The organism is Turicibacter sp. T129 (assembly GCF_025594975.1).
Classification (GTDB): domain Bacteria; phylum Bacillota_I; class Bacilli_A; order MOL361; family Turicibacteraceae; genus Turicibacter; species Turicibacter bilis.
The window spans coordinates 1-24,442 of the sequence record NZ_JAMQUU010000013.1 but is presented as its reverse complement, the minus strand read 5'-3'; the positions used below and the strand labels follow the sequence as shown (position 1 = coordinate 24,442).

Here is a 24,442-nt window from a genome sequence, read left to right as displayed (position 1 = left end):
TAGGAGGAATAGCGATGTTTGAATTAAGAAAAGATAATTATTATGGATTTGATGTAACGATGTATAGAATTGGCGATCATCTTTGGATTTCTAATATCATGCCAAACGCTCAATACCTAGTCAATCAGTTTAACTACGACAAAATGATATGGACTCAAACCACCTATACAACAGATGAAATTGAAGAGTTATTTAACATATCTAGTCATGTTCTTAAATAACAAAAAAGCAGTTAGGTAGCGAATAGCTACTTGACTGCCTTTTTATTTTCAATTATTCTTCTAGTAACTTAAATGCTCTCTCCCATGCTTCGTGATACTCTTTTTGTGCCACCTCGTCAAATTCATTATCCTTAATTAATAAAGCTTTTAATAATACTAATGAATCTAATCTTTCTTCAAATTGTTTTTCCTTTGTCATTTTTATCACCTCATATGAATATACGACCCGTTAAGATGATTTCCTTTTTAAAACAACAAAAAAAGTAGAAACGATATAAGTCGCATCTACTTCCTCTGTTGTTTGCTGTTCACATTTTTGAGAGATCTTTATAATTATATCACGAGTGATGATCTTCTCCTAGTCAAAATTAAAAGAGCCACTACTGATGTAATGGCTCTTGCTGTATTTAAGCTAATGTAATTTCTTCAACGCGTTTGGTTGTTAAACAGGCACCTGCAATACTAGCGTATTTTAAGTCAGGTTGTAGCTCGTTTAAGACTAATACTTCACTATCAATCACATAGTTCATGAAGTCTAAAATTTTATCATCTGATAAGTCTTCTGTTGGATTGTTAATCTCAATTGAGCGTGTTTTATTTTCAGTGTCTTTGAATTTACAAGTTAATGTGTATGTTTCTTCCATGATCTTTTATCCCCCTATCATTATTGTTGTACTAAAGCATACGATAATCAGCCACGACCGTTTTCGTGTGTGTGCCTGATGATAATGCCACATACTTCTCCGCAAAGTTTGATAACTCTTCATCTGTGGTGTCTAAGCGGACGTTCGAAAAAGACTTCGCCTTTACAATGTCTTTCCCCTCATCGTCTTGACCAGCCGTTAAATAAATAGATAACTTGCGATCATAAATATCTTGCATCTTTAATTCCCCCCGAATTCATTATGTGTTTTAGGTAGCGCCACCTACCCTTTAATTATATCCCGATTTACGTTTCCATCCAAAAGATGTCCCGCTACTGTGAATGACCTCTATTAAATACATTAACCTAAAACAAAGGTCTTGGTACTGCCCCACCGCAGGGATGACAAGTAACAAGACCATGAGTTTTAGGTCAGAGTTGAAGAAATATTTTTCTTTGTAGCGGGATTGCACATGATTTATCTTTAAATACCACTGCTTTTGAATAAAAACGGAAATATATTCCATAACATAAGTGTAAGTTTAAGACTTGCTATTCCCTGAACTCCTTATTTTATAGATTCCCTTTCATCAAACAACTGATTCCCCCATCAGTTGTTTTTTTATGTCTTTTATTCTTAATACACCCCGCTACGGAAATCACCTAAAACGTTTGGGATTGGTACTGCCCCCTACGCCAGTAGCCAAGGCAAGTAACAAGACCATTAGTTTTAGGTCAGAGTTAGAGAAAAGGTGTTCCTTGTAGCGGGAGGCCTATGATTATTTAAATCCTATTTTATAACTATATTTAAAAGATCTTGGATACCAAAACCACAATCCTGTCGTTTTGGTTTTCTTATTTGTCTTGTTATTTTAATCTCTTCCTTAATTAGAAGATTTTTTTATCTACACTCTTTTATTTAAATTGAAATTTATAATGATAAAAGCCCCAATAGTTTACCTTGCAACCGTTGGGGCTTTTATCAATTTCTATGTACTAAGACGTATTCTGTATCTACAAATAATAATATCCCGCTACTAGGAATGTTTTCTCTTAAACATCAAACTAAATATCAAGGCACCTGCCACCACGATACGCCAGTATGTGGGCACGGGTGACTTGAATATTTAGTGATGACCTTGTTTAAGTATGGATTTCCGCTAAGTACGAAAATCTTTAGATTTGAGTCTTAGCATAGGATAAGAAAAGGCTAATGATGTGTTTACATGATTAGCCTATCCATTGATTGTTATGTTTTTTTGTTGGCATTGAAGTTTAATTAATTCTTGTAGCGGGATACTTGTAGTTAGTAAGATGCTCCCTCGTTAAAGGGAACACTTAATTTTAATTCAATAATAGATGATATATCTTTTAATAATATCTTCATCATCAAATTAAAGTTTTATAAAACCGATCATTAGACGATGGTTCTTGAAGTAATAATTGTAATTTTTCGACAGTGCTATCATAAAAATCATTTTGTCTTGCATATTCAATGATTTGATCATATGATAATTCAAAAATATTATCTACTTTAGAATAATAAAAATCTTCATTCATTACGCCAAAAAAGAATTTTACAGCATCATCAGAGCTTAATCGACTTACACCTTCTAAGTCGCAGTTCTCATCAGTGTAACATCCATGTCTATCATTCCATTGTAAAAAATTAAGTATATTTGCTCTATCTAATTCGTTATGTTTCATACTTTCCACCCTTTTCTCATTATTTCTAATCATAATATTTAGTGTCCATTTTTAAAAATCAGTTTCTAAATTATCTTAGCTTATATCGCCTTGACCAACCGCTCGGACTGTTCTTCAACAATAATATTTTCAATCATTTTTTCTTGTCACTCTAAAATATTCAAAAACAGACTTTTATTATCTATCATATCCTATTTAATGAAGCATATGCTTTATTAAAATAATCACAAGGAGATGAAAATATGGATACTAAAAAAAACTTTGAAACTGATGAGGATAATATTATATTATTACCGGATTTAGACGATGCACTAATCGGAATAGGAGAACGAATCGGAATACCACCAATTGCTATTTATGATTCTCAAAAATGTGTTGAGATATTAATGGAACGTCTTAATATAGAATATGAAGATGCGGTAGAATTCTTTAACTTCAATATCAGCGGAGCCTATCTTGGCGAATATACACCTATTTTCATTAGATTTCCTGAATAATAAGACTAGAAATATCTATTGCTATTCTAACTTTTTTACGTGTTATACAACAAACAGGAATGAATGTTCGTTGTCTGCATAGATAATAACTGAAAGATCTCATTTCCACTATGAAATATTGGACATATTTCAATTAATTAAATAAATTTTTAAGTCATATAAAATTATAAATACCATTAAACATATCCCGCTACATTGAAAAAACTCCATTAAATACGTCTAGCTAAAACGTTTGGGATTAGTACTGCCCATCTCTAATATAAGCAAAATTATTAATAAAACTAGTAAAAAAAGAAACTAAACAACTTCATTTGTCACTTAGCTCTTTATAAACAACCTTTTTCTTTTGATGATGTGAATGTTCTATCCCAAATAATAAAATGATCTAATAACTCGATACCTAGCAACTGGCCGGGTTCATATAAAGGTTTAATATAGTCCCCACTTAATAAATAAGTAGATAAGAAAGTGTTACTATACTTATTTATATATATAAAAACACCAATTACAACCATAAAAATATTTTATCTCATATTAGTTTTTATCAAATTCGTATTTAATCAAATATTTTATATTTTTCGGGAATTTTCTTCTCATCTGTAAAATATAGATTACTTTAAGTCGTGTACAAGCTATATAAAATTTAGATAAGATTTAAGGACTTAAATTACGAAGTATAGCTCTTTTAAAGTTATTTGCTGTTGTAGAGTTCAACACTACACATACACACGCAAAAGTTAGACTTTTAGAATCTCTCCAGTTATCTGATGAAACCGTATATTTTTTACTTTTTTATTAAAAATAACTTTATCTATAATCAATATCTAATAAGACTTTTTCTACTAATTCTACAAACCATTTAATATCTTGTAAAAACTCATCTCCTGAACTAGATGCTATATTAATAAATACACCTGTTATAGTATGTGGTGAGAATAAATCTGGGTCTAGTACTAATTTTTCAGGATACCTTATTGAAAATGAAGGATATATTAATATTGCTTTTTTAGCATATAACAAAGAACTGTATACTAATATTTGATAAATATCTGCATTTTTAAATTGGCTATATGCTTTATTTTTAACATCAAGAACTCCGTAAGCGGATGCCTTATACGCATACTGTTCATCTTCAGCATTAAATTTATACAAGATATCAGGTAAATAATGCCTACTTCCCTTAACTGCTCCCCATAAAGAAACTTCTGCAAATTTTTTAGGATAATTCCATACAGTAAAGTTTCTTTCTTTTGGTTGTTCTTTCAAAATTTTTACAACAAAATCTTCAAATAGTTTATCAAAATTTAAAATAAAGCTTTCAGTACCAACTGTGTTTCCCAAATCGTCATAATCCATTTGATCAATAATCATAGAAGCATAAACTAATGTTTGTTGATATCTAATTGTGTTAGTATTAAATATTATATTTTTTAAAGCTTCTTTCCCCGATAAAATATTTGGATTAACATTTTTAAAGTACATTAAAAGTTCATTAGCCTTAGAGCTATAATTTTTAATATGTCTTATTTTTAATAATGCAGCAACAATTAAATAATTAATTTTATTATTCAAAGACAGCCTGTGCACTTTAGTTACAACTGGCTTTCTTTTACAACATAATGAATTCACATATGTCTGAGTATACTGCACTTTTCCTTTAATTGTTGTCGTTATTGTATTTGTTTCAATATATTCTTGAATAATACCAATTTTAATGTTTTTTATAAGATGATTTAAAAACATTTCAATTACATCAATACTTTTAGATGAAGATGTAACATCTAATACATTCGAGCTATCAGTAGATTGATATCCATATACATAAAGATACATTCTAAAAATATGTTCAAATCCTATCTCTTTATATTTAGGGGATAAATTTATTTTTCGCAAAGGGGTCACAATATAACCTACTAAGGATTTACTAATAGCAAGAACAAGATTCTCTTTTTGATCCTTGGGCCAATCTATATTATGTACACGAACAAATCTTTCAAAAAAGTCTATTTCTTCTTCATGAATATAAATAAGATGATTATTTACTGTACTTTCGCTAGACATAAATTACTCCTCAATTACTAAATTCAGCATTAAATGCACAATAAAAATCTTCTATATCTAGAATACAGTCTGCTAATTGCTCGCCTATAATAGTGTAAACAGCATTTTTATCATTAAAACTGTATTCCATAAGAGTTGGTAATATAACAAAATTAAATTGATTTTGCAAAGTAGTTTGAGTCCAAATATAATTATTATTACTATCCTTTTGGGGAATAAAATAAGATTGTCCTAGTAATAACTCCTTATCCTTTAAAGTTTCTAGAATACGATTATTTATTTTTTTTAAAATATTACCAAAATCGTAACTTGAAAAATCACAACGTACCATTTCTGATAAGAAGTCATAATTAGTCTTTAATTCAACAAAAGCAAATCTTCTTCGGATTGCTAAATCTAAAAAGGCAATATTTCGATCACTTGTATTCATTGTAGCAACAATATATACATTTTCAGGAATAGAAATCTCTACAACATTGTCGATTTTTTTTGCTAAAGTTACCGTATATCCTCTATCTAAAATAAGAATTGTCTCCCCGAAAATTTCAGCAATATTTCCTCTGTTCAACTCATCAATAATAAATAAATAATTATTTTTTAAATCCTTTTTTGCTTTTTCTATAAACTCAAGAAAAGTTCCTTTTCTAGTTATTACTTCTGTTACTGTATTGTTACTATTACTGCTAGTTCCTAATGTCTCTCCACCAATAAAGTCTTCATAAGAATAGTTTGCATGAAATTGAACCATCTTACTTTCTTTAAAAAAGGCATTTTCACATAGTGTTTTAGTATAACGAGATTTCCCAACACCTGGAACTCCATTTAATACAATTTGCTTTTTCAACTTTAATGTTTCGAATATAGTTTGATCTGAAGGATTATCTCCTTTTAACTCAAGATACTGATTAACTATCTCAAGAGAAAGACTACTTACTTGCGAACTATCTCGAGAAGTTCCGGATTTATTTACTTCTGGTTCCTTTCCAGCTTCAAAAGAAAAATTTTGTCGTATCTCTACTCCAGTAATCGCTGACTTTGATGGCTTAATTCGATTTATTGAAATATCATCTTCAAAAAGCCACTGCAAGTCTTGTTTAGTAATCTTCAAATACTTATAAATAGATTTTTCAATAACTCTAGAAAATTCAACTTCCTTTGGATATGAATCAAATTCAAATTTAGTATATCTAAATAACCATGATGCTAAATGCCTTAAAGAAATCTTTTTTCCATTTAAATATTCATCTGATATTATTTCTTTATAGTTATGTCTTAATGTAATAACCGAATCCTCATCATTATAAACTGGGACATTAATATTTTTCTTTTCTAATGTATCTTTAACACGCCCAACTATTCCACTAAATTCAGTACCTGGTTGATAATAATCATTATTTTTAAATCCATTTGGGAATATTAAAGTTCGTTTTCCAGGTGCCTCATTCGCATCTACTAATCCTGCAAACATCCATAATGCCTTTCTATATTCTTTCTTTTGCTCATCATTTAAAGCAGATGTTTTGAAAGTTATAGGATATGCAGTTGTAATCCCAAAGTGCTTAGCTATTAAATAAATGAATAGTGAAGCATCTGAACTTACACCAAGCTCTTTAAAATATTCAATAGATTGTATTACATCTTCTTTACTAATATATACTACGTTCATAAATAACCCCCTATATATATCTTAATGTTATAATAACATAACACTTGATAAAATATAATATCAAATTAAAAGACCTGTAAAATATAGTACAGGTCTTTTAATTTAATGCTTATGTTCAATTAATTGTTCAATAATTGCTTTACCAATTGCCTCACCTAACTTAGGGGGAACCGCATTTCCAATTATTTTATATTTTGAAGGAATCGAATCACCTACAAATTTATAGGTATCAGGAAACGATTGAATTCTAGCTACCTCACGAACAGAATACCGTCTATTTTCTGTTGGATGAATAATTCCACAATTCTCAGGTGTTGCAGCAGCTGTTATTGTACCATTAATTTCATCACGAGAAAAACGACGATAAAAGTTAGGTGAATGATATCGTTTCATATTATCACGTATTCGTTTCATTCTATCCGGTAACACATCATAAGGTATATTTTTCCAAGAACCACCTTCGGGGATATAAGGTATTAAGGCTTGACTTTGAGGAGAAAACTCCCACACTTCATCTTGATTAGGTGTTCCTCCTGGAATATCTAATGTATGTTTCAGAGTTAATTTTGAATAGTCAATATTATACGGCTCTGGAAATTTAAAAGTAAATCCTAAATCTTTTCGAATTCCTACAATGATAACTCGATATCTATTCTGTGGAACACCATAATCACTAGCTTTTATTAATTTTAACGATACATTATATCCATCTCCTGAATTTTCTAATAAATATAATATTGTATCAATTAATTTTGAATTATCATTATTTTTTATAGAAAGTAAACCTCTAACATTTTCAAATACTACAATCTTAGGTCTTTTTGCCTCTATTATACGAATACATTCTAAATACATATTCCCTCTATCATCGTCTATTCCTAATCTATTCCCTGCGCTAGAAAAAGGTTGACATGGAAATCCACCAACAACAACATCTGCTTCTGGTAAATCATTTACATTAATTTGAGTAATATCTCCTTCATGAATCTCACCAATATTATATCTATAATTTTCAACAGCGGGCTTCAAAATATCATTTGCCCAAACAATTTTAAAACCAGCCATTATTAACCCTAAATCTAATCCACCGGCTCCACTAAATAAAGAAATTGTATTTAAGGTGGTTTTAATTTTTTCTTTAGAGCATGCAATTTCATTAATTTCTTCTTTGTATTTTAAATCTAACATTCCTTGAACAACTCTCATTAATTTTTAAACCTCCTTATCAGGAATAAACTCAACGACATCCTCTATTTTACATTCTAAAACTTTACAAATCCTACCTAACACGTTCATAGTTACATTTTCATCCTTAGACAAACGTGCTAAAGATGAATTTGATATTGAAGCCATATCTCTTAATTCTGTTTTAGTTAAATTTTTATCTATTAGAACTTTCCATAACTTTTTATACGAAAATGACATACTTTATCTCCTTAAAGAAAAAAATTCTCTTATAAAGTATATCATAAAAATTTTATTCATAAATATTATTTAAAAACTTTTGTTCGCATTTTCAACTAAACAATAAAAAAATCCTGGAACAGTTGATATTACACTCTTCTAGGATTTAAAACTATTATTCCTCCCAATAGTTGCTCTATCGGCAACCGTTGGTGGCTAATTCAAATTCTATGAACTACGATTTTTTCTAGTTACAAAGATAAGAACATCCCGCTACCACGAAAGACTCTTATTAGATACATGACTAAACTACAATTCGTGCACCTGCCCCACCGTAAGGTTCAGGCATGGGGCATAATTGTATGTTTAGTTTTTTTATGGAAAGATGTATTTAGAGTGTTTCATGTAGCGGGATGCCTATGGTTATATCATCAATGTCTTATATCCCTATCACTATAAAAGACATTGATACCCAAACCATATGAATTCATGTCGTTTTGGTTTTCTTACTTTTCTTGCTACATCGATTTCTTCCTGAATCAGAAGATATTGTTTAATAGCAGGAGTAAATAATGGTTCAGCGCCTTCCGTTTATGGATCATGACTAAACCGTTATTGACGGACTTTGTATTCATATTTCTCTTTATATTGATAAAAGCCCCAATAGTTGCCTTGCAACCGTTGAGGCTTTTATCAATTTCTATGTACTAGGCTTTATTCTTGCATTAGAGAGAATAATATCCCGCTACTATGCCTGTCTTCTCTTAAACATCACCCTAAATATCAAGGCACTCGCCACCACAATACGACAGTATGTGGGCATAGGTGACTTGGATATTTAGTGATGACCTTGTTTAGGTATGGAAGATAAGATAAGGCTAATGACGTGAAAACGTGATTAGCCTATCCATTAATGATTATTTTTTTTTAGGCATTGGAGTTTGATTAGTTCTTGCAGCGGAATAATTGCGATTAGCAACTTCCTGCTTTACATCCCTATCACTTAGCTATTACAAATATGAGCGCTGCATTAAATCACCTTTAATGTCTGATTTAAAAAGAAGTCTTTTTTTACTAGCCAAACAATTATTTTATGTTAAGATAAGGACTAGTTATAAATGAGGAAAAAGGAGAATAGAGATGAATTCAAATGAAACGTCACTAAAAACTAGTGAAAATAAAGAAAAAAATATTCAATGGACACATGAAAGGATGGAAATATTAGCAGATTGTGTAGTGGATATGGTTCTAAAATATAAAGATAAAGACTTACTAGTAAAACTAGATGGATTTAGAGAAAGTCATGAAAAGAAAGCAGATAAATTCGCTGATTTAGTCGCTGAGATTATGCAAAAACTAGACGTTCATAGTAGCAAACGGGGTGCTATTCACTCACAATTATCTATAATCGGATGTGCCTATAAAAAATATAGAAACTACAATCCAAAGAAAGGCGAAGAATACAAAAAAATTATTGATGCAAAATTAGCAAAATCATTTATGGAAGATATTGAGTTTGATGAAAATGAAGATATTGAAGCAGAATTAAATATTGAAGTTGGATTATATGAGGGGAAACAGCAAACACGCACCATAACTGTAAGCCAACGAAGTTCAAATGCAAGGAAAATTGTTCTTGAACGTGATAACTATACGTGTCAATGTTGCGGATTAACACCAGTTGATCCCTTTAAAAATACTTTACATGTTCACCACACTAAACCATTACATAAATCTAAGGGAAGACGGAAAGTACAAATAAACGAGCTCATAACATTGTGTCCTACATGTCACGGGTATATTCATTATAAAAAAGAAGAATTAACAGTTGAGAATGTTCAGTCCATTCTTAAAAACAAGTCTTAACAGTATCCATTTTCTATTGTTATTAGGAAGCCTTGAAGTTTAGTCACGCATGGTAGCGGGACACCTATGGTTAGTCAAATACTCTCTTGTTAATGAAGGCACGATCATCACTTATTTTAAATAAAGTGAATACTTTTAAACATTTATGCCAATAACATTAGGGTGCTACTTCCCCTAGCATGTATTGAAAATTTACTTTCTACTCTTCCTTATAATTATATATTTACATTAAAGTAAACCCTAATCATTGCTTCCCCCCTGCAATCATTAGGGCTTTTTTCATACTTATAAATATTAAAAACGTTAAGTGATTTCCCGCTACGATAAATGACCTTCGTTAAATACAGTAACTAAATATCAAACCACACCACACCCGACGTATGCAATAGGCGGGTGACTTGGTGGGATTGATATTTAGTTCTTTCTTTTGGGGATAAGATTTTATCTTTCGTTGTAGCGGGATGCCTATGATCATTTCAATCCTTTTTTATATCTTTATCACAATGATCATGGATACCAACACCGCATTTATGCCGTGTTGGTTTTCTTATTATTTGTGATTGATCATTCTACTCGAAGAATGACAACTTTTTATGAACAACAAAATTTTTATAATAAATGTTTAGGATCATGAAGCGCTAATTCTTGCCTTGCAACAGTTAGCAGCTTCATGAAACCAGGTACTAAGTTAAACACTAAGTAGAAAAATGATTTTCCCGCTACTCTGAATGACCTTTATTAAATACAGTACTAAACATCAAGCCCCACGCCCTAACCATACGCTAGGATGGTGGCACGGGAGGATTGAATGTTTAGTGATTACGCTGTTTAAGTATGGATTTCCGCTAAGTGCAAAAATCATTAGATTTGCACCTTAGCATCAAATAAGAAAAGGCGAATGATGTGCAAACATGATTAGTCTATCCATTTATTAATGAGAATTGAACTTAGATTCATTCTTGTAGCGGGATACTCCTGATTATTTAAAATTCTTTTTATATCCCTATCACAAAAGACATGGATACCAACACCGTAGTCTACCGTGTTGGTTTTCTTACTATCTTACTATAAAGAATATCTTTTCAATCAGTAGATATCGGTTAATAATCTGAGTAAATAACCGTTCATTTTTGAACCGTTATTTACGTCCTTATTTATAATATGGTTGATAATGATAAAGCCCCAATCGTTGCGCCCTGCAACAGTTGGGGATTTATCAAATTCTATGTACTTAGATTGAATCTTTAATTAGAAAGAACACTCTCCCGCTACTAAGAATTCCCCTCTGTTAAGCAACACCTAAACATCAAGCCCTAAAGCCCCTAACATCAGCATGATGTGGGGCAAATAAAGGGATTGAATGGTTAGGGAATGTCTTGTTTTAAAAGAATTCGCTAAGTGCAAAAATCGTTAGATTTGCACCTTAGCATCAAATAAGAAAAGGCTAATGATGTGCGAACATGATTAGCCTATCTATTTAATATTAGTAGCGGGAATTGAAGTTAGAATAATTCTTGTAGCGGGATGCTCCTGCTTACTGTTCATATCTTTTAAAATTTTTATCACGACTGTTCACCCCCTCTTTACACCATTTATTTCCAGTGTTAAACTTTACCTATACAGATTGGACTCTATGGGGAATTTATAAAAACTACAGAAATGAGCGATAAAAATGAATAAACACTTTAATGAATCTGAAATCATACTTGGACGATTATCAAATAAGAAAGTAGTTCCAATATTAATCATCAAATCAAATAATATCTATTTTGGATTACGCCTATATAAATATAATCCTAACTACGAAACTACTTTTTCCTCAACAACGAAAAACACTAAAAAATCCAAACACAATTTTAAAAAAACAAAAAGTAATCCTGAAATTCTTATACATCAGTCTGAAGGTTTGAAATTTACATCTGTTGTAGATATAAAGCAGAAAGTTCCTTTAAATCAAATTGAGAAAATTAAAGGATTATGCTATTTAGAGAAAACAAAATATCAAACTATTATGAATAATCACAATGCTTTCTTACGGGAGAAATATCAAGCATCCATAAACTCACATAAAAAGAAGAATAATCGGAAATCTGAACTAGAAATCAGTATAATCAATAATGAAAAATATGATTCAAAAGGGAATAGAATAGAAAGAAAAGGGGCAAGAAAAAGAAAAGGTACTAGAAGATCATTAGACTACATCGAGCCTATACATACTCCCTATATTACAGTTTATCGTTTCTAACGGGGCATTTTTTTATATCTCTATCTCAAAACATCATGGATACCAACACCGCAAACTTGCCGTGTTCGTTTTCTTATCTGTCTTGCTATAATTACTACTTCTTTAATCAGTAGGTATCGTTTAGTAATCTGAGTAAATAACCGTTCATTTTTGAACCGTTATTTAAATCCTTATAACATTGTTGATAATGATAAAGCCCAATCGTTGCTTCTTGCAACAGTTGGGCTTTATCAAATTCTATATACTTAGATTTACTCTTTGTAAATAAATAACACTCTCCCGCTACCATGCTATAACCTTTGTTAAATACAAAGCTAACCATCAAGACTCACCGCCCTAACCATATGCTAGTATGGAAGGCATGAGTGAGGATTGAATGGTTAGGGAACATCTAGTTTAAAAATAAATTTATTCGCTAAGTGCAAAAATCATTAGATTTGCACCTTAGCAATCAATAAGAAAAGGCTAATGATGTGTGAACATGATTAGCCTATCCATGAATTGTTATGTTTTTCTGTCGGCATTGAAGTTTGGATAGTTCTTGTAGCGGGATGCTCACGATAATCAAGATAGCAGTAGTTAAAAGGAAGCCTTAAATTCATTTCTAGAATAGATGATATATCTTTTAAGAATATATTCATCAGACGTTGTATACGGACTTTGAACCTCGGTAAATGTTTGTACTATTTAACACTTGTTATTGGTCTGTACGGACTTTGTTTTAGGCTATGCGACAAACTCTCCCAGAGTTTGTAATGTAATACCGTAGTCGGGCCTAGTGTCGTACACATACGGGATAATAATGATGAAATAAAAAAGAGGTGGAAACGAATGAGTTCGAATTCACCTCTTTTTGCTGTTCATTTTTGATATTTGATTTTTAGTATTATATTTAGGTTTCCACCTATCATTATTATAGCATATTATTTTATATCTTTTGAACGTATTTAGTTCCGGCTGAAATCCATCCCGCTCCGGATTTCAATTGATATAATCCATTTTGTTGGTCCACGATCGTGAATACTTCCCCCTTTTTAACAACTCCCATCACCTTTGAATTAAAATCAGCTTTTTGTCTGAGGTTTAGCTCGTCGCAGATAATCTCAACTAAGAAGGTGTAATCTGTTGCAACAACGGTATTAGCACTCACCTTTTCCACGTCATCGATCCAAACCCAAGAAATAATATCCGATAACAACAGTTTATCTCCCGCTACCTTTGTGACTTCATAAATCGAGCCTTTCACAAACCATGCTAGTGCTTGTCCTGTGGCATACTGTGTGGCTGATTCCTTCACTCGAACCTTCTCGCCAACTTTAAAGCCTGATGAGGAGGTTACAGGGATATCATCTAAATAACTTTTAATCATTTGAAGGAAGCCATTCCACCCCTTATCAAGGGTGCGATGAGGGCAATATTTATTTCTAAAATCTTGATGTTTTTTCACCTTTTCAATGCCCCAACCTCGCTCTCTTAAAAGAGTGGCGATAAAGTGTGCGGCATTTTTTTCAGCGTTATCGAATCGTGTTCCCCCTGATTTAGAATAACAAATCTCAACTTGAATTCCTTTGCGATTCCCTTTTCCATTCGCTCCATCGCCACATGCCCAAGCGTTACGATTAATTGGCAATCCTTGCACGACTTCTTGATCATCTACCGCATAATGAAACGACACTTGATTTTTGTTACGAATCATATAGGCAACCTCATTTTGTGCGGTTGCATCATTAGCCGTATTATGAACGACGATAAATTCGGCAGTCATGGAATGTGGACATTTGATGGAATAGTTTTCTGATGCGACTAAATTTTGTTTAATAATATACATTTTTATTCTTCCCCCTCTAATGTAACTTTTAAGCGTTCTATAGATTTCATGATAAAGTTTGGTAATGGCACTCCAACTTCGCCTAAATTCTCAAATAAACTGACAAGTTCAAAGAGTCCAAAAAAGCCTAACATAACATGGCTAAGTCCAATACATGTCTGTTGAAGTTTGAACACCTCTAACACCTCATTTGGAATAAGCGAAACAAAGTTTAATTCCACAAGAGAATCCACCACAATAAATACTAATAAAGCCAATAAGACCCCCGCCTTTCTAATGAGTCCGTTCGTTCCGATGGTCGAATTAATCCCCCGCTTCTGTGCGATGGCTTTAAAAATCCCGCTTAGAATATCACAGATCATTAAAAAAACTACCAATGTCATTCCCCCAACTGGCACACTAATTTCATGTGAAAAGACCTCTATCATTTTGGTTGCTATCACGTTTCACACCCCCTTTCAGATTGAAACGTAGCCTTCATCATTTACTTAGTTTGGCTCGACTAACTGGACTAAGCCCCAACTGAACACACCCCTGCCAAAAAATCTTCTGATAGTCTTTTTCAATGTTAGCCGCAGGATTTTTAACGAGCTTTTCCCCTTGCTGAATCAATAGTCCTTCTTGATCTAGTGATTGTCTTGCTTGTCGCATTCGATAAATCGCATAGGCGGTCATTTCAATACAATCAATATCCAAATTACTTAACACATCTGCCCCCTCTAAATGCCAGGCGATTGCCTCATACAACCTTTTGACTTCATCAGGCAATCCCTCTCTTGCACTAAAAACCTTGTCAGAACTTCCTCTTAATCTGTTTTCCATTTTCACTTCCCCTTTCATTTATTGCTATTAAAAAAGCCATTCATTTGAACGGCATAAAAGAAAAATATAAAAAAACTCTTGTTGATTTATAAATGAGCATTAAAAGCATTTGTTTAAAGAATAGATATGAGTAAATGGAGGAGATTTTGCAACGCTTGGTCATCGTTACAATAATAATTATACTTCGATTTACGTTTTCATCCCATCCCCCCCCACTCCTCACGTATCATCTCGTATGTGTATAGCACATCAGCAGAAAACTAAACATCATTGCAAACTCGGGGAGTTTGCCACGTAACCTAAAACAAAGTCCGTACAGACCAACTATAAGTGTCAAACAGTTCAAACATTTACCGAGGTCCAAAGCCTGTATACAACGTTTGGCGATTATATCCTTAAAAGATATATCAACTATTCTTGAAATGAATTTGAGTGCCATCTTTTTTATCACGAATTATCCCCTAAAAAGGTAAATCATCATCACTAACGGAAATAGGATTCATTGCCCTATTTAGACTGCCAGCCAAAGTTGTAGCGGTTGTAAAGGGATTGTTGTAGTTTTGACTGGTGGGAGAGTAATTAGGATTTGAGAAGTTTGGATCAAACGGGTTAATATTACTTTCCATAGCGGGATTAAAAGGCTCTACAGGTTCAGGTATTGTACTACTTTTTTTAGACTCTAGAAAAGTGAATCGATTAACTAAAACCTCTGATAGATACTGTCGGACTCCCGCTTCATTCTCATAATTTCTGACTTGTAATCGACCCTCTACTCCAATCAGCGTCCCTTTTAAAACGTAGTTGGCAATGGTTTCCGCTGTTTTATTCCATGCGACACAAGTAATAAAATCCGCCTGTTGTCCACCTTGTTCATCTTTATAGGGACGATTCACGGCTAAGGTAAATTGCACATAGTTTGTCCCGTTTTTGTTTTGCTTTAATTCGATTGCTTTTGTGGTCCGCCCCACTAAAACAATGTTATTAATCATACCAATTCTCCTTTTCTTAATTTAAAATCAATCTAGTTTCATCGAACAGAATCCCTATAAAGTTTCCTTTCATCACCTTTCTTCTGTCAAAGAAAGGGCTAAAAGTTCAACTTTCACGTTCTTCTAACCGTTCGATTCAACTTTATAAAGCCTCCTTATCATACTTCACTAGCCAGTAGTCTTTGGCTTGTCTGACATAATAGGGAATGTTCTGTTGTAATAAATATTCTTCTATCTCTTGTAAGTGATGACGGTAATAGCAATAGATGTCACCCGAAGGCTCACAATGAATACACACACATTCCTGAGATAGAAAAGAGGTGTTCGGTTCACCCACTTTCTGCTTCCCATCATTGATAATATTTAACTGTTCAAAGACACGCTTTATCGCTTCATCCCGTGTGACTGCCCCCTGTTTCACTCGAAAAAGCCCGTGATAATCCAGATTATATGTTTTAGCAAAGGTCGATAACTTCATCTGATGCTGCTTCAAATACTCTTGTAACGTCACGGCGATTCTCCTTTCCCGATTCAAATCATCAGTTATTTAACAAATGATAAAGTCGTTGTTCTAATTGATCACAATGCTTCGCACAAAATTCGGCTCGATTTCTCTGCTCAATGGCAACCAATTCATTATGAATCAAAAGTCTTAAAATACGTTTTGTTTCTGCCAACACTTCAATATCAAATGGATAAATCACTTCTAACTGTTTCATCTTCTCACCCTCATTCGTTTTCGTTTATCTTGCATGCGAGCATAGATATAAAACAAACCGTTCCAATCATTGTATCTAATTTCCACTTCTTTAAATTGATACATGGGATAGTCTCGCTCTAACTTCTCACCAATCGAATCTTGATTTAACACCATATCCATGACCTTACGCTTACTCATTTTCGTGCGATTCTTTGACGGCTTGGGTAACACAAGATTTCCCTTACTACTTCCCCAACGGCGTTTCCCTTTTAATCTGGAAGCCGTTCTTTTATACGTTTCTTCATCCTTCATCATGTACTTACAAATCCCAATGAAATTTTCTTCTTTGTAGTAATTTAATGTTCGAATGGTCGATGCACCTAGTTTCCACTTAGATTCCACTTCTGCTTTGGTTAACCCATTATCCATAATTAAATGAAGATGGAATCGCTCGGTTCCCGTTGTTCCCTCTTCAATGACATAAACATACTTCGCATTCTCTAACCCTTTTTTCTTTCTTGCTCGGTTAATCCGCCTAAAAAAATTCTTACTTAATCTTTCAGCCGTTTCTAAATCCTCAGGTTCATCTTTAAACGTTAGCGTACACCAGTAATCACCCGTATAAAAATTCTCATGAACTAATCGCATTAACTTTTTCTTCGCATTACGATCATTTAAATTTTTCTGTTGCTCACTACTTTCACGACTTTTCTTTTGTTTAAATCGTCTAATCATCTCAGGAATCTCTTTTTTAAATGAGGGATAAATCTCTACTTCTAACTGATTTCCCGCTTTAATCGTTGCTGTGGTATAAGCCACTCCCCTTAATGACTTTACACCATCATTTAATAATTCCCCTGTTTGCTCATGAAAGGATTGATTATAAAAGTTCTCATAATCATAATCATCAAATACTTTTTTCTTCATCACGACTTCCCCCATTTCGACTCCCACTTATTCGACAAAATCTAAAAATGGTCGACTTGTTAATATCCTATACAAGTTCGTTAAAGAGAAGAATTTCTTCTCTTTTTGTCGAACACCTTTTCTATCTGCTGATCGTGATGAATCATTAGAAATCCTATCCCTTTAATTCATGAATAATCCAACCCGCGACTCGCATCACGGATTGATCACGCTTAGTAATAATATTGATATCTTTGACAATGGCCCCAATCCACGTATGACTTCGATATTCAAGGGTTGCAACTTGTTCATTTTTCAAAAGAACTTTATAGCCTGTTACAACCCCCTCCTGATTCATCTCATATTCTTTAAATAAAAATCCCGCTAACATCTTCATCCCCCCATCGATCTAAACAACTTGTGCCACGACCCCGATGTATGTTTTAGTCATCAGTTCTTCGCATTGATGACATCTGATGCTTTCTAAATTAAACCCCGATTTTAATTCATAACCGCATGGACACGTATATTCATAGTCCTGTGGTTTATCTTTCCTACAACTAATCTCCGTAATCGCCTGATTCGCTGCATTACGATACCATAAAATTTCTTTCCCCTCATCAAACGTTTGAATCTTTAATTTCTTTAAAGGCTTTTTCGTATCCACCGATGCATAACCATAATTCATTAGCGCATCAGGAAATTCAATGATGCCTAGCGGTGTATTAACTTTCATTTCTATTCCCCCTTAACATCTCTTGTAACTTCACCAAAAAGATGAATAAAATCACCTAAATAGTAAAAAATATTATCGTTATGTGATTTTTAATCACTTATATATCTTGAATACAAATTTTAATATTGAATAAAATCACCTAACAGATAAAAAAAAATTAAGCTTTATTAAAAAAGTCAGAGAGACTAAAAATAGCCTCTTCTGGGAAAAACACATTCGTAATTTCATACGGTCTTAACTCCAAGAGATGTGCCATTGACTTTATATCTTCTGTTGATAATCTGTCAGGATACTTCATACGTGCACAAATATAACTTTTTTTCACCCCTAAAGCCTTCGCAAATTGATTAAAGTTCATTCCCCTTAATTCGACATAGTCCTTAAACAATGCAGTGTTCATGATATTCCCTCCCTATTATCTTTCTTCTAACCAAAACTCAATCTATTCCATCCCCTGAATGTTGACTTGGGTCACACTTATAATATAACAATATTTTCATCCTAACAACGTGTAACCGCTAACATTCGTGAATTACTATTTATTTTTTTATAAAAACAAACATCTTTCTTGAATATTGTTCTAGTTTTCGACATAAAAACTATTTTATGTGGATTGTGGTGTTAAATCACCTTTCCCTTGTTGATTTCTGTTTTTGTTTGTCGAATGTTTCCAGAAAGTGATACAGACTCACGTAGAACCATTGCAGATAACCTTTGACTTCGATATGATGATACTGTAATCAAGCGTATAAAGGATGATGGATAAGATGACTAATAAATTAATAGAAATGAAAGATATTATTAAATCACGACGTTTAGAACTTGGACTTACTCAACAGGAATTAGCGGATCTATGTCATGCTGACCGTACAACAGTCGGTAAATGGGAATCGGGTGACATTATAAACATCAAGCGTGACAAACTACAACTACTTTCAAAAGCGTTAAATATTTCTCACCTAGTCTTACTCGGTGCAGAGGAATATATCCCTTGTGAAATAGATGAAATTTTAATATACGATGCCATTTATGGAGATACTCTTGGAAATCAGATTGCTAAAATTAAAAACCCCTACCCTGATAACGACGGACAATTCTTTGGAATACAGGTGGCACATCCAACATTTATCACTGGTTATTGTTTTGCTATCTTCAATAAAAAGACCAAAATTAATAGCGGTGATATCGTGGCTGTCTCTCTTAACGGAAATGAAGCGATGATTAGAAAATTATACATTGTAGATAAGGATATCGTCACACTACGACCGGTGATGGAAGAAGGTGAACTCATTACACTTGTTGAAAATGATATTAAGGACATGAATGTAATTGGAAAATACTGTTATACTATTAGTCCATTTTTAGAATAGAAATCGGCTAGAGATATCTATGAATCAATAAAAAAGACTTCAAAAGTCTTAGGAGGAATCATGATGAAAGTAGCATTGTACGCGAGAGTTTCAACCGAGCAACAAATTGAAAACTACAGTATCCCGCTACAAAAAGAACGTATTAAAGCTTTTTGTACGTCTAAAGGTTGGGATGATATTACAGAATATGTGGATGCTGGGTATAGCGGATCTAATTTAAATCGCCCTGCTCTTGAGCAGTTACAAAAAGATATTAAAAGTAAAAAGATAAATGCCGTTATTGTTTATCGCCTGGATCGTTTAAGCCGAAGTCAGCGGGATACCCTTTATTTAATCGAAGAAATGTTTCTTCCTAATAATGTGGAGTTCATATCCATTTCAGAAACCATTGACACTTCCACACCATTTGGTCGAGCCATGATTGGAGTCATGTCAGTATTTGCTCAACTAGAACGTGAGACAATTACTGAACGTCTACGAAGTGGTCGTCTCAAAATGGTTCGTGACCAAGGTCTTTGGGCTGGTGGTTCTGATGCTAGTCCATATGGTTACACTAGACTTAAACGTGGAGAGTTAATAGTTAATGAAGCAGAACGGAAACATATCGTGAGAATATTCGAAGAGTACGTCACATTGAAATCCTATATTAAAGTTCAAAAGAAATTAGAACAAGAAGGTTTTCCTCCTCTACGACATGCCCGTATTACTTCATTACTTAAAAATAGGCTCTACATTGGTGAAGTTTCATTTGCAGGTGAATGGTTCAAAGGGTCACATGAACCGATTATATCGGTTGATTTATTTAATGCAGCGCAAAAGGTAAATGAGCACTTCAAAGGTTATAATTTCGGAAAGATAAAAAATAATGTCTTCAGAAAAAAAGTTATTTGTGGATGCTGTGGGGAGAATTATCGTTCTTACTCTGCAAAGGATAAAAAAACTGGTGGGACTTATTACTATATGGTTTGTTCCCGTCGTAAGATGCCATCTTACTATGAAAGTAAATGTTTTAACCGTAATATTAGACGTTCAGACTTGGAAAATGAGATTTTCAACCGCATTAAAAACTTAGAAACAAGTGGTGAAATTGAATTTACTAAAAAGAGTACACCTGTTGACTACTCAAAAAAGATTGAGGCGATCAATGAGAAAATCAATAAGTTACTCGATTTATACATGGATGATAGACTTCCAAAAGATGCACTTGACGCTAAATTAGCAGATTTTAATTCTCAAAAAGAGAAATTACTATCTCAATCAAAAGAAACAGAATACGAAACATCTCTAATGGAGGACTTTATTAAAAAAGGAATTCCTAACTTATTCGAATGTGACTTAGATACACAAACCGCCATTATTGATTTATTCGTGGATAAAATCATTGTGAAAGAGGATGGATTACAAGTGATTTGGAATCAATAAGCGGAGGGATAAAGATGAAAGTGGCATTGTATTCAAGAGTTTCAACCGAACAACAAATCGATAATTATAGTATCCCGCTACAAAGGGAACGACTAGAAGCTTTTTGTACCTCTAAAGGATGGACCCATACACAGGAATATATTGATGCAGGTTATAGCGGGTCTAATTTAAATCGCCCTGCCCTACAACAATTACAAAAAGATATTAAAAATAAAAAAATTAATATGGTTATCGTTTATCGCTTAGATCGTCTAAGTCGAAGTCAACGGGATACACTTTATTTAATTGAAGAAGTATTTTTACCCCATGAAGTTGAATTTATTTCGCTATCTGAAACAATCGATACCACTACTGCTTTTGGACGTGCAGCCATTGGCGTTTTATCTGTATTCGCTCAACTCGAACGTGAGACCATTCTTGAACGTTTAAGAAGCTGTCATCACAAAATGGTACGAGAAGAAGGATTATGGTCAGGTGGTTCAGCGACAGCTCCCTATGGCTATACTCGTCTAGCTCGTGGAGAATTGGTCGTCAATGAAGAAGAACGGAAACATATTGTACGAATCTTTGAAGACTATATAAAATTAAAATCTTATACTAAAGTTCAAGATCAATTAGAAAAAGAGGGTTTTACTAAGCTTAAAGTTAAACGACTTGTTCACCTCCTACAAAATCGAGTTTATATTGGTGAGGTTTCTTTCGCAGGTGAATGGTATAAAGGCGCACATGAACCCATTATATCTGAAGATTTATTTAATCAAGTACAACAGACCTTCAAAGAAAATAGAGGTTCAAATTTTGGAAAAGTAAAAAATAAAGTTTTTACAGGAAAAGTTTTTTGTGCTCGATGTGGAGAAGAATATCGTTCATACTCTCATACAGATAAATTAGCAACTGGTGAGAAAGCTACCTATCATTATCTAATCTGTAATCGTAGAAAAACACCTTCTCATTACGAAAGTAAATGTTTTAACAGAACGATTCGCCGTGATGAATTTGAAAAAGAAATTTTCACTCGTATTAAAAATTTAGAAACAAGTGGCGAAATTGACTTAAGTCATAGCCCAATGAACTACATTAAACAAATTAAACGTATTGATAAGAAAATAAATAAACTACTGGATTTGTATATGGATGATAGATTATCTAAAACTTCACTCGACGCTAAATTAGCCGATTTAAACATTCAGAAGGAAACACTCTTAGCACAAGCAGAAGAAACAGAATATGAACAATCTCAGATTGAACAATTCATTAAAAACGGGATCCCTAACTTATTTGAATGTGACCTAGAAATGCAAACTGCGATTGTTGATTTATTTATAAATAAAATAGTCGTAACTGAGGATGGGCTTCAAATTACTTGGAATCAATAGCTTATTTTTTTAATACTTTTCGGTTTTCATACGCTAGCGTCACATACAGCCCAGATCAGGCCTAAATCATTTGCTTCTAAAATCTCTTTAGCAAAATCAGAGGCTCTTTGTTGAAGTGAAGAGAGTTTAAAATCTATATTTAATACATGAGCATTGTCTGTTATTTTTGCAGGCATTAATGAGCGATATAAATAATGACAGTTATCTACCATTTTAAAATCTAAACATTGGCGACAATAGGTAATCAATTGTTCCTTGTAAGTAAAAGTACCAAACCATTCATCAGATTGATTCAAACAGCGCTCACACATTTGATTGTGAACCCCTATCACCTTTACGACGTCCTTTTCCTGAACCAATCCTTGCTCATGAAGTCGTAAATATTCTTCCTCTATCCATTCTCGTCCACTGATATCAAACATAAAAATCACCTCTAACATCAATTACGCTAGAGGTGTTGGATTTCTTTTATTTAATTTTTTCAACATGACAGCGAGGCAATAGAGATTTATAATCAGATTCAATCACATGAGCTGTCTCAAAAGTCATAGCATTCGCACTCGATAAAGCAATTGCTTTTTTTAACATCTCTTCCGGCTGGTCACCTTCTGCGAAAGAGATACACATTGAAGCCACAACGGTATCACCGCATCCAAGTGTGCTCTTAACTTCAACTTCTGGCGCCTTTCCTTTCCAAGCACCTTGTTCTGAGACTAACATTGCCCCTTCTTTTCCTAATGAAATTAGAACATACTCAATCCCTTGTCGACAAATTTCTTGAGCAAACTCAATCATTTGATCTTGAGTCGCAGATTTAACTCCCATTAACTCAAGCATTTCATCTTGATTCGGTTTAATTAAACATGGTTTTTGTTCAATAGCGACTTTCAATAAAGATCCTGATGTATCTACAATAACCTTATCACAGTAGTTTTTACAAAGTTGAATAAGTTTAGTGAAGTAATCTTCATCAACTCCTCGAGGTGCACTCCCACAAATCGCAACAACTGTACTTTTTTTTGCTAACTCTTCTACCTTATGTAAGAGCTCCGTTAATTCATTTGTTTCAATTTCAGGTCCTTTTTCAAGTAATTCTGTGCGCTTTCCTTTAGTATCAAATAATTGAATATTTGTACGCGTTGTGCCTTTAATATTAATAAAATGATCATTAATTTTTTCATCTTGAAAGCATTGCTTAAAAATAGGTGCCACTATTCCGCCTAAAAAACCAGTGGCATTTACTTCGCGATTAAAATCTCGAATCACTTTAGCTACATCAATCCCTTTACCCGCAGCAGATTCACTCAAAATTTCAGTGCGATTCGTTTCGCCAATATTTAGAGCATCAATCTGCATTAATTTATCTAATGCAGGATTCAACGTTATAGTCGTAATCATCGTTTAATTCACACTCCTCTATTTATAAATAACATAATTATTCTTATAGATTTACTATGTCTATCATTAGTCTATTGCTATTTAGTATATTCAATTTTTTCTTATTCATTTACAAAAAAAACCACCAGTAGAACTGGTGGTTTTCTCTGCGGCTAAAAGCCTATTTTACCGGCCTAGGCCTGAAAGGCCTTCTGAATTTCTTAACTTCTGCACCACATTCTCCGTTAATCCTCAAAGGATTTCTAGTCTCCTCTCTTAATTTCATCTTTTCAACTACCTATTTACACCTACGCTTATCATTTACATCTTCTTTGTCTCTTTAAGACCTACTTTTTTTCATCTCCACATAAATAATCATCTAACCTTTATCTTTACTCTCAAAATAAAATGAACTCTTTTTTTACTATTACTTGTTAGCCTATGAATAGCTTCTCTTAATATTAGATGTTTTTTCCTCCAGTTATTATTTTATTACCACGCTAAAAGCTTTTTAGAACCACCTGCATAGCAGGTGGTTTTCATTTATACAATCGAGTAGGAGATAATTAATTAATTTAATCATCGTCCTCTCACACCACCGTACGT

At 33.1% G+C, this 24,442-nt stretch carries 27 protein-coding genes; 7 read left to right on the top strand and 20 right to left on the bottom strand.

The window, feature by feature from the left end:
- The first annotated feature begins 14 nt into the window (after nucleotides 1-14).
- Nucleotides 15-221, top strand: a complete 207-nt coding sequence (locus NEH75_RS01515) for a hypothetical protein (RefSeq protein ID WP_262948392.1) — start codon at nucleotides 15-17, stop codon at nucleotides 219-221.
- Between the two features lie 52 nt (nucleotides 222-273).
- Here NEH75_RS01515 and NEH75_RS01510 read toward each other — a convergent pair whose 3' ends face one another.
- The 4 genes from NEH75_RS01510 to NEH75_RS01495 form a co-directional block, all read right to left on the bottom strand.
- Nucleotides 274-420, bottom strand: coding sequence for a hypothetical protein (locus NEH75_RS01510; protein WP_262948391.1), 147 nt, complete (start codon nucleotides 418-420; stop codon nucleotides 274-276).
- Nucleotides 421-628: 208 nt separating this feature from the next.
- The gene (locus NEH75_RS01505; RefSeq protein ID WP_055242746.1) at nucleotides 629-865 is read right to left on the bottom strand and encodes a DUF2922 family protein; all 237 of its coding nucleotides are present in this window, start codon (nucleotides 863-865) and stop codon (nucleotides 629-631) included.
- 31 nt (nucleotides 866-896) lie between these two features.
- Entirely contained in the window at nucleotides 897-1,103 is a 207-nt protein-coding gene (locus NEH75_RS01500; RefSeq protein ID WP_262948390.1) for a DUF1659 domain-containing protein, read from the bottom strand.
- 1,150 nt (nucleotides 1,104-2,253) lie between these two features.
- Entirely contained in the window at nucleotides 2,254-2,571 is a 318-nt protein-coding gene (locus NEH75_RS01495; protein WP_262948389.1) for a hypothetical protein, read from the bottom strand.
- Between the two features lie 242 nt (nucleotides 2,572-2,813).
- Here NEH75_RS01495 and NEH75_RS01490 point away from each other — a divergent pair, with 242 nt between their 5' ends.
- Entirely contained in the window at nucleotides 2,814-3,068 is a 255-nt protein-coding gene (locus NEH75_RS01490; protein WP_262948388.1) for a hypothetical protein, read from the top strand.
- Nucleotides 3,069-3,875: 807 nt separating this feature from the next.
- Here the strand turns inward: NEH75_RS01490 and NEH75_RS01485 are convergent.
- The 4 genes from NEH75_RS01485 to NEH75_RS01470 all read right to left on the bottom strand — a co-directional run bounded on the left by NEH75_RS01485 (nucleotide 3,876) and on the right by NEH75_RS01470 (nucleotide 8,220).
- A complete protein-coding gene (locus tag NEH75_RS01485; protein WP_262948387.1) occupies nucleotides 3,876-5,129 on the bottom strand; it encodes an McrC family protein in 1,254 nt (417 codons plus the stop codon).
- 10 nt (nucleotides 5,130-5,139) lie between these two features.
- The gene (locus NEH75_RS01480) at nucleotides 5,140-6,795 is read right to left on the bottom strand and encodes an McrB family protein (protein WP_262948385.1); all 1,656 of its coding nucleotides are present in this window, start codon (nucleotides 6,793-6,795) and stop codon (nucleotides 5,140-5,142) included.
- A gap of 102 nt (nucleotides 6,796-6,897) precedes the next feature.
- The gene (locus tag NEH75_RS01475; RefSeq protein ID WP_262948383.1) at nucleotides 6,898-8,001 is read right to left on the bottom strand and encodes a DNA cytosine methyltransferase; all 1,104 of its coding nucleotides are present in this window, start codon (nucleotides 7,999-8,001) and stop codon (nucleotides 6,898-6,900) included.
- A gap of 6 nt (nucleotides 8,002-8,007) precedes the next feature.
- Nucleotides 8,008-8,220 (bottom strand): helix-turn-helix domain-containing protein, encoded by a 213-nt coding sequence (locus NEH75_RS01470; protein WP_262948382.1) that lies wholly within the window; start codon nucleotides 8,218-8,220, stop codon nucleotides 8,008-8,010.
- A 1,119-nt stretch (nucleotides 8,221-9,339) separates the two neighbouring features.
- Here NEH75_RS01470 and NEH75_RS01465 point away from each other — a divergent pair.
- Nucleotides 9,340-10,065 (top strand): HNH endonuclease, encoded by a 726-nt coding sequence (locus NEH75_RS01465; protein ID WP_262948381.1) that lies wholly within the window; start codon nucleotides 9,340-9,342, stop codon nucleotides 10,063-10,065.
- A gap of 1,672 nt (nucleotides 10,066-11,737) precedes the next feature.
- Complete coding sequence (locus NEH75_RS01460) at nucleotides 11,738-12,310, top strand: hypothetical protein (protein WP_262948379.1); 573 nt, start codon at nucleotides 11,738-11,740, stop codon at nucleotides 12,308-12,310.
- 928 nt (nucleotides 12,311-13,238) lie between these two features.
- Here NEH75_RS01460 and NEH75_RS13555 read toward each other — a convergent pair.
- The 10 genes from NEH75_RS13555 to NEH75_RS01405 all read right to left on the bottom strand — a co-directional run bounded on the left by NEH75_RS13555 (nucleotide 13,239) and on the right by NEH75_RS01405 (nucleotide 18,691).
- Entirely contained in the window at nucleotides 13,239-14,138 is a 900-nt protein-coding gene (locus NEH75_RS13555) for an N-acetylmuramoyl-L-alanine amidase (RefSeq protein ID WP_317452411.1), read from the bottom strand.
- Nucleotides 14,139-14,140: 2 nt separating this feature from the next.
- Nucleotides 14,141-14,581 (bottom strand): phage holin family protein, encoded by a 441-nt coding sequence (locus NEH75_RS01445; protein ID WP_262948377.1) that lies wholly within the window; start codon nucleotides 14,579-14,581, stop codon nucleotides 14,141-14,143.
- 37 nt (nucleotides 14,582-14,618) lie between these two features.
- The gene (locus tag NEH75_RS01440) at nucleotides 14,619-14,960 is read right to left on the bottom strand and encodes a phage terminase small subunit P27 family (RefSeq protein WP_262948376.1); all 342 of its coding nucleotides are present in this window, start codon (nucleotides 14,958-14,960) and stop codon (nucleotides 14,619-14,621) included.
- Between the two features lie 461 nt (nucleotides 14,961-15,421).
- Entirely contained in the window at nucleotides 15,422-15,949 is a 528-nt protein-coding gene (locus NEH75_RS01435; protein WP_262948375.1) for a single-stranded DNA-binding protein, read from the bottom strand.
- 142 nt (nucleotides 15,950-16,091) lie between these two features.
- Nucleotides 16,092-16,460: a hypothetical protein gene (locus tag NEH75_RS01430; protein ID WP_262948374.1), complete on the bottom strand. Its 369-nt coding sequence runs from the start codon at nucleotides 16,458-16,460 to the stop codon at nucleotides 16,092-16,094.
- A 28-nt stretch (nucleotides 16,461-16,488) separates the two neighbouring features.
- The gene (locus NEH75_RS01425) at nucleotides 16,489-16,668 is read right to left on the bottom strand and encodes a hypothetical protein (protein WP_055242852.1); all 180 of its coding nucleotides are present in this window, start codon (nucleotides 16,666-16,668) and stop codon (nucleotides 16,489-16,491) included.
- Nucleotides 16,665-17,576 (bottom strand): hypothetical protein, encoded by a 912-nt coding sequence (locus tag NEH75_RS01420; protein WP_262948373.1) that lies wholly within the window; start codon nucleotides 17,574-17,576, stop codon nucleotides 16,665-16,667. Before NEH75_RS01420 ends, NEH75_RS01425 begins: the two co-directional genes overlap by 4 nt.
- A gap of 154 nt (nucleotides 17,577-17,730) precedes the next feature.
- Entirely contained in the window at nucleotides 17,731-17,946 is a 216-nt protein-coding gene (locus NEH75_RS01415; protein WP_055277571.1) for a hypothetical protein, read from the bottom strand.
- Between the two features lie 18 nt (nucleotides 17,947-17,964).
- Nucleotides 17,965-18,291, bottom strand: coding sequence for a hypothetical protein (locus NEH75_RS01410; protein ID WP_262948371.1), 327 nt, complete (start codon nucleotides 18,289-18,291; stop codon nucleotides 17,965-17,967).
- A gap of 157 nt (nucleotides 18,292-18,448) precedes the next feature.
- The gene (locus NEH75_RS01405) at nucleotides 18,449-18,691 is read right to left on the bottom strand and encodes a helix-turn-helix domain-containing protein (protein WP_262948370.1); all 243 of its coding nucleotides are present in this window, start codon (nucleotides 18,689-18,691) and stop codon (nucleotides 18,449-18,451) included.
- A gap of 367 nt (nucleotides 18,692-19,058) precedes the next feature.
- On the opposite strand from NEH75_RS01405, the gene NEH75_RS01400 reads away from it, so the two are divergent.
- The 3 genes from NEH75_RS01400 (at nucleotide 19,059) to NEH75_RS01390 (ending at nucleotide 22,459) form a co-directional block, all read left to right on the top strand.
- Nucleotides 19,059-19,661 carry a LexA family transcriptional regulator gene (locus tag NEH75_RS01400; RefSeq protein ID WP_262948369.1) on the top strand — a complete coding sequence of 201 codons (603 nt, stop codon included), beginning with the start codon at nucleotides 19,059-19,061 and terminating at the stop codon, nucleotides 19,659-19,661.
- A 63-nt stretch (nucleotides 19,662-19,724) separates the two neighbouring features.
- Nucleotides 19,725-21,083 (top strand): recombinase family protein, encoded by a 1,359-nt coding sequence (locus NEH75_RS01395; protein WP_262948368.1) that lies wholly within the window; start codon nucleotides 19,725-19,727, stop codon nucleotides 21,081-21,083.
- A gap of 14 nt (nucleotides 21,084-21,097) precedes the next feature.
- Nucleotides 21,098-22,459 (top strand): recombinase family protein, encoded by a 1,362-nt coding sequence (locus NEH75_RS01390; RefSeq protein WP_262948367.1) that lies wholly within the window; start codon nucleotides 21,098-21,100, stop codon nucleotides 22,457-22,459.
- A 26-nt stretch (nucleotides 22,460-22,485) separates the two neighbouring features.
- On the opposite strand, the gene NEH75_RS01385 is transcribed toward NEH75_RS01390, so the two are convergent.
- Nucleotides 22,486-22,881: a hypothetical protein gene (locus NEH75_RS01385; RefSeq protein WP_055305624.1), complete on the bottom strand. Its 396-nt coding sequence runs from the start codon at nucleotides 22,879-22,881 to the stop codon at nucleotides 22,486-22,488.
- Nucleotides 22,882-22,927: 46 nt separating this feature from the next.
- The gene (gene pfkB, locus NEH75_RS01380; protein ID WP_055305623.1) at nucleotides 22,928-23,857 is read right to left on the bottom strand and encodes a 1-phosphofructokinase; all 930 of its coding nucleotides are present in this window, start codon (nucleotides 23,855-23,857) and stop codon (nucleotides 22,928-22,930) included.
- Between the last annotated feature and the right edge of the window lie 585 nt (nucleotides 23,858-24,442).

Excerpts from the sequence above, each read along its gene's own strand:
- NEH75_RS01395 (WP_262948368.1), top strand. The coding sequence starts at position 19,725 with ATGAAAGTAGCATTGTACGCGAGAGTTTCAACCGAGCAACAAATTGAA.
- pfkB (WP_055305623.1), bottom strand. The coding sequence starts at position 23,857 with ATGATTACGACTATAACGTTGAATCCTGCATTAGATAAATTAATGCAG.
- NEH75_RS01405 (WP_262948370.1), bottom strand. The coding sequence starts at position 18,691 with ATGAACACTGCATTGTTTAAGGACTATGTCGAATTAAGGGGAATGAAC.
- NEH75_RS13555 (WP_317452411.1), bottom strand. The coding sequence starts at position 14,138 with ATGTATATTATTAAACAAAATTTAGTCGCATCAGAAAACTATTCCATC.
- NEH75_RS01415 (WP_055277571.1), bottom strand. The coding sequence starts at position 17,946 with ATGTTAGCGGGATTTTTATTTAAAGAATATGAGATGAATCAGGAGGGG.
- NEH75_RS01515 (WP_262948392.1), top strand. The coding sequence starts at position 15 with ATGTTTGAATTAAGAAAAGATAATTATTATGGATTTGATGTAACGATG.
- NEH75_RS01425 (WP_055242852.1), bottom strand. The coding sequence starts at position 16,668 with ATGAAACAGTTAGAAGTGATTTATCCATTTGATATTGAAGTGTTGGCA.
- NEH75_RS01485 (WP_262948387.1), bottom strand. The coding sequence starts at position 5,129 with ATGTCTAGCGAAAGTACAGTAAATAATCATCTTATTTATATTCATGAA.
- NEH75_RS01480 (WP_262948385.1), bottom strand. The coding sequence starts at position 6,795 with ATGAACGTAGTATATATTAGTAAAGAAGATGTAATACAATCTATTGAA.
- NEH75_RS01495 (WP_262948389.1), bottom strand. The coding sequence starts at position 2,571 with ATGAAACATAACGAATTAGATAGAGCAAATATACTTAATTTTTTACAA.
- NEH75_RS01400 (WP_262948369.1), top strand. The coding sequence starts at position 19,059 with ATGACTAATAAATTAATAGAAATGAAAGATATTATTAAATCACGACGT.
- NEH75_RS01385 (WP_055305624.1), bottom strand. The coding sequence starts at position 22,881 with ATGTTTGATATCAGTGGACGAGAATGGATAGAGGAAGAATATTTACGA.
- NEH75_RS01500 (WP_262948390.1), bottom strand. The coding sequence starts at position 1,103 with ATGCAAGATATTTATGATCGCAAGTTATCTATTTATTTAACGGCTGGT.
- NEH75_RS01510 (WP_262948391.1), bottom strand. The coding sequence starts at position 420 with ATGACAAAGGAAAAACAATTTGAAGAAAGATTAGATTCATTAGTATTA.
- NEH75_RS01475 (WP_262948383.1), bottom strand. The coding sequence starts at position 8,001 with ATGAGAGTTGTTCAAGGAATGTTAGATTTAAAATACAAAGAAGAAATT.
- NEH75_RS01410 (WP_262948371.1), bottom strand. The coding sequence starts at position 18,291 with ATGAAAGTTAATACACCGCTAGGCATCATTGAATTTCCTGATGCGCTA.
- NEH75_RS01490 (WP_262948388.1), top strand. The coding sequence starts at position 2,814 with ATGGATACTAAAAAAAACTTTGAAACTGATGAGGATAATATTATATTA.
- NEH75_RS01440 (WP_262948376.1), bottom strand. The coding sequence starts at position 14,960 with ATGGAAAACAGATTAAGAGGAAGTTCTGACAAGGTTTTTAGTGCAAGA.
- NEH75_RS01460 (WP_262948379.1), top strand. The coding sequence starts at position 11,738 with ATGAATAAACACTTTAATGAATCTGAAATCATACTTGGACGATTATCA.
- NEH75_RS01435 (WP_262948375.1), bottom strand. The coding sequence starts at position 15,949 with ATGATTAATAACATTGTTTTAGTGGGGCGGACCACAAAAGCAATCGAA.
- NEH75_RS01390 (WP_262948367.1), top strand. The coding sequence starts at position 21,098 with ATGAAAGTGGCATTGTATTCAAGAGTTTCAACCGAACAACAAATCGAT.
- NEH75_RS01470 (WP_262948382.1), bottom strand. The coding sequence starts at position 8,220 with ATGTCATTTTCGTATAAAAAGTTATGGAAAGTTCTAATAGATAAAAAT.
- NEH75_RS01505 (WP_055242746.1), bottom strand. The coding sequence starts at position 865 with ATGGAAGAAACATACACATTAACTTGTAAATTCAAAGACACTGAAAAT.
- NEH75_RS01465 (WP_262948381.1), top strand. The coding sequence starts at position 9,340 with ATGAATTCAAATGAAACGTCACTAAAAACTAGTGAAAATAAAGAAAAA.
- NEH75_RS01420 (WP_262948373.1), bottom strand. The coding sequence starts at position 17,576 with ATGAAGAAAAAAGTATTTGATGATTATGATTATGAGAACTTTTATAAT.